General features: G+C 29.5%; 4 protein-coding genes. All 4 read right to left on the reverse strand.

The window, feature by feature from the left end; all coding sequences use genetic code 11:
• Positions 1 to 68: 68 nt before the first annotated feature.
• On the reverse strand, positions 69 to 632 hold the full coding sequence (locus WFH18_RS17015; RefSeq protein ID WP_336755331.1) for a hypothetical protein: 564 nt from the start codon (positions 630 to 632) through the stop codon (positions 69 to 71).
• Between the two features lie 41 nt (positions 633 to 673).
• Positions 674 to 1375: a fimbrial biogenesis chaperone gene (locus WFH18_RS17020; RefSeq protein ID WP_336755332.1), complete on the reverse strand. Its 702-nt coding sequence runs from the start codon at positions 1373 to 1375 to the stop codon at positions 674 to 676.
• A gap of 110 nt (positions 1376 to 1485) precedes the next feature.
• Positions 1486 to 2007 (reverse strand): hypothetical protein, encoded by a 522-nt coding sequence (locus WFH18_RS17025; protein ID WP_336755333.1) that lies wholly within the window; start codon positions 2005 to 2007, stop codon positions 1486 to 1488.
• A gap of 898 nt (positions 2008 to 2905) precedes the next feature.
• Positions 2906 to 3736 (reverse strand): DUF2971 domain-containing protein, encoded by an 831-nt coding sequence (locus WFH18_RS17030; protein WP_336755335.1) that lies wholly within the window; start codon positions 3734 to 3736, stop codon positions 2906 to 2908.
• Between the last annotated feature and the right edge of the window lie 196 nt (positions 3737 to 3932).

Genomic DNA, 3932 nt, shown 5'->3' on the forward strand with positions numbered 1-3932 from the left:
AATGCAGTACGATCTTCAAAGTTAAGATGATGGTATGACAATTTTATATACTCCATAAACCCTTTAAATTAATTAGGTGGTTTATGTCGCACTTCAAGTTTTACTCTGCCTTCATTACGATATAAAAAAGCATTTTTTAATAACCAATAATCTTTAAATACCCCAATTTCGGAAAATGTATTAAACTCTTGTTCTTCATCGTCTTTATTATAAAATAAGCTATAATTAACAAACCCTCCAAAATTCGCTTTCTCGGGATTTTCTACCTCTAATTCATAATGAGTATCTTCAAAATAATTGACTGGAAAGTTAATTTTAATGGCTTGTAAACTATAATCATCTTCAACTGTTACACCGGGTTGATTCAATAAACAGAACTCTTTCTTAACCACGTGACGGGGGATCCTTTTAATGTGAATTCCGATTCTGGATAAAGCCTCACACTCAATATATCTCTTCCCTCCATCAGAAAAATGAATTGCTTCAGTGTTATAATCTAAGCCATTTACCCATATATTTACGATGAACATTTCTAAATTGTCTTTCTGCACCGTCTGTTGAACATTTTCAGCATTTACATTTGTTAGCCCCATCCCACACGCGATCATTAGAAGAATTTTAGTGACCTTCATAGCATCATCCTTTTACTATTTATTCTTTTTATAAGCATCTTCTAGGCTTTTACAGGAAATTCCAAATATCCCTCATGATCCTCTACTTTTATTTTTAATTTCAAATCTCCATTTTCTTTTAATTCCCCAAGTTCAAATTTAATTTTATTTCCACTCAAAATATATTGAACAAAATCTTTTTTCATGAGTTGATTGTTTTTACTATCCACTACTATTACTTCAGTAATTTTTGCATGAGATTTAGATAAATTATTTACATTTAGATAAGCCAGTTCATTAATTTTTTGCAGATCTACATTTAATTGTGGTGTAACCTGTTTTCCAGCAAAAAAAGGCAGTGAGAAATTAAATAAAAAATTAATCGAAGAATTATCATCAACTGGTGTTACTTCTTTAAAAATGATCCTCCATGATTGCTGTTGTTCTAAATTTAATGGGGGTTGGCTAAACCCGATACGGACAACTTGTTTACTTTCAGGTTTTAGCTCAAATGTTTTTGGATTAAACAATAAAGTATTATCCTCCAATAGAACATCTTCACCTTTTTCATTTTGCTGCCATTTAAATGCACTAATTTCATATATTTTTGAAGTACTTAATCCTGTACTTTCAATATTAACAGTTGTACTTTTCTGTCTTTTAAAATCTTGAATATAGAGCTGGATAGGACTGAATTTTATTCCCGCTGATAAAGAAAAGCTAAACAAAAACAATATAGAAAATCCTATAATTTTTTTAATCATATTTCACTCCCAAACCTAAATATAATTATTATTAATCATAAAAATATTAAAATAGGAGATGTAGTACATCTCCTACTTATTCAAAATGTTATATAAAAAATTTCTTATTATTAGAATCGAACTTCTACGTTATACACACCACGATAAGTACCAGCATCAGCTGCTTCAACCGCACTACCAGCTACTGTAGCTGCCACATCCCAACGATGGGCTTGCCCTTTGGTACTTGACTGAGTGCCATAATAAGTTTTTCCACCACGTGTAGTAGTTACAACTACAGGTACAGAGTTCTCACCATTGCGCAAAGTATTTAGTGGATTAATATTTAATCGATAAGGGGCATTTGTGCTGACATTAAAGAAGCCTGCATCGCTCCAATTACCTCCCGTGGTTTGTGCAAGTGTTAATCGAGGTGTCTCAACATCTAAATCACAATGTCTTGGAACTTCCAAAACAATGTCAATTTTTCCGTCACATTTATCTCCACATCCATGTTTGCCTGGTTTATGAGGTTTATTTGGACCCTGTTGTGGAGGACCACCTCGGTTTGTTTCTGCTGCGTATAGAGCTGTTGAACTAAAACCAAAACCCAGTACGAGTGCTGCCAATGTGGTTTGAGTAATTTTTTTCATGTTTTTCTCCATTTCTTTTTTTAAAAGAATATATTTTTCTTTTATTTTTAACGCTTATATCCCAACTCTTAGAATTCAGAGCTATTTTTCTAAGCGCAGACTCATATTAGTGCGATTATTTTCATTAGCGTACAAAGCTTTAATATTCACAATATAGCCGCCTATATTTTTATAAAATTATCTATCTATATATTTATTTGTTTTATAAGCACTTAGACTTATATATAAATTATTACAAATACAATCCATTTAAAATTATAAGCATTCTATACTTTCACCACACTTCATTTAATAGATAAAAATACCCACAAGACATTGATATAATTATTTTTTCAAATTACTCAATTTAAATTGGAAATAAATCTTACAAATGCTTACAATTTCCAGATACTACCCTTTAAAAAAATTATTTTTTTTATTTTTTATAGTTATTTTTACAGCATCATAAAAGTTTAATATTTTTCAGCTAAACAAACAATTACAATCAAACAACACAAATCATATATTGAACCTAGAGTATAAAAATGTAACAAAGTAAATAATTAATTTTATAATATTATTAAATTTTAATTACTATTAATTTAATTTGTCAATAATTTTAATATTTAAAAATTTAATTTCAAAATTTATATTCTAATAAATATTTTTTTGATTGACCTCAAGGTAAAAATAAGTTTAGTGATGTTTATTTCAATATTTTTAATTGATTTTTTTAGAGGTCGTACAATTACAGTTCAATAACTGATTTATACAAATCAAATAATAAAAAATTGAGTGTGGACATGATCAATAAGAATGAGTTTTTACGCTGGCTATACTTCATTTTTTGAAAAGAAAAATGAAATGGAAATTTAGAACACATACTATGCTTTAAAACCAATATTATTACTTAATATTTTTAAATATCAATATTTTTACGTGTAAGACCCCACCTATCATAATCTTTATCTACTTTAAATACAGGTAAACTCAAACTTCTACAAAGGTTATATAACCGATCTAATTTTTCTATATTATCAGGATTCCAAGTATTAGTTTCTTTTTCTTGTGAACGTCTTAATTTCCGGTATGAACCTAATCCAAATGTTACATCAACAAAGGCATCAGGATTTATTTCCAATGTATAAATTGGTTTAAATCCTGGTGTAATTTTCTGCCATACTTGACCATCAAAATTATACTTTCGTTGACGTGGTATATGATAGGTAGAAATATAAGGTGAAATTTTTTTCACAATTCTTACCTCTTCTTCATACTTCCAAAAATGCATTTTATTAAGTAGCGCTTGTTTCAATATTTCTTTATCTTTTCCCCAAGTTAAATTTTCAACATTATTCAAAAATTCAACAGTACATCGATTTAAGTTTTTCGGCTCTTCACTTAAATATGTGACTGAACCACAGTCTGCTGTAATAATGAATTTATCAGCATCATTCAATCCAGCTTTATTTACGTCAATTCCAATTACTACACCATTATGGCTATCTGCATAATGTGCCCACATCAATGGATTTAATGGCTGTTTAGTTAAACATGTAATTAAATACTTTCTGGAAAACTTCTGCTGCAAAACCTCATTAGAATTTCGCTTTGAAATTACATGATCATACAAGCCTAATGTTATACATTCGAACGGATCATTAAAATCCTCTAAATGCGAAAAAGCTAATGTCCGATTATTTAAGGTTAAAAGAGCATCATCAAAGCTCATATATTTATATAAAATCATTATTCTTATCCAATAAAAAACCCCGCTTTCGCAGGGCTTTTATAGCATAAAAATCAGCCAATCAAGAGATTAGTTTTTCTATTTATGGCGAATTCAAACATGAGGTGCGACAGTTTGAAAAGTCTTATGATAATCAACAAGCTGAGCAAATTTCTCTAATGGTGTAAGCCAATCTAACGCTTTTCTAGGACGAGTA

Source organism: Acinetobacter sp. USHLN143 (assembly GCF_037145695.1).
GTDB classification, from domain to species: Bacteria; Pseudomonadota; Gammaproteobacteria; order Pseudomonadales; family Moraxellaceae; genus Acinetobacter; species Acinetobacter fasciculus.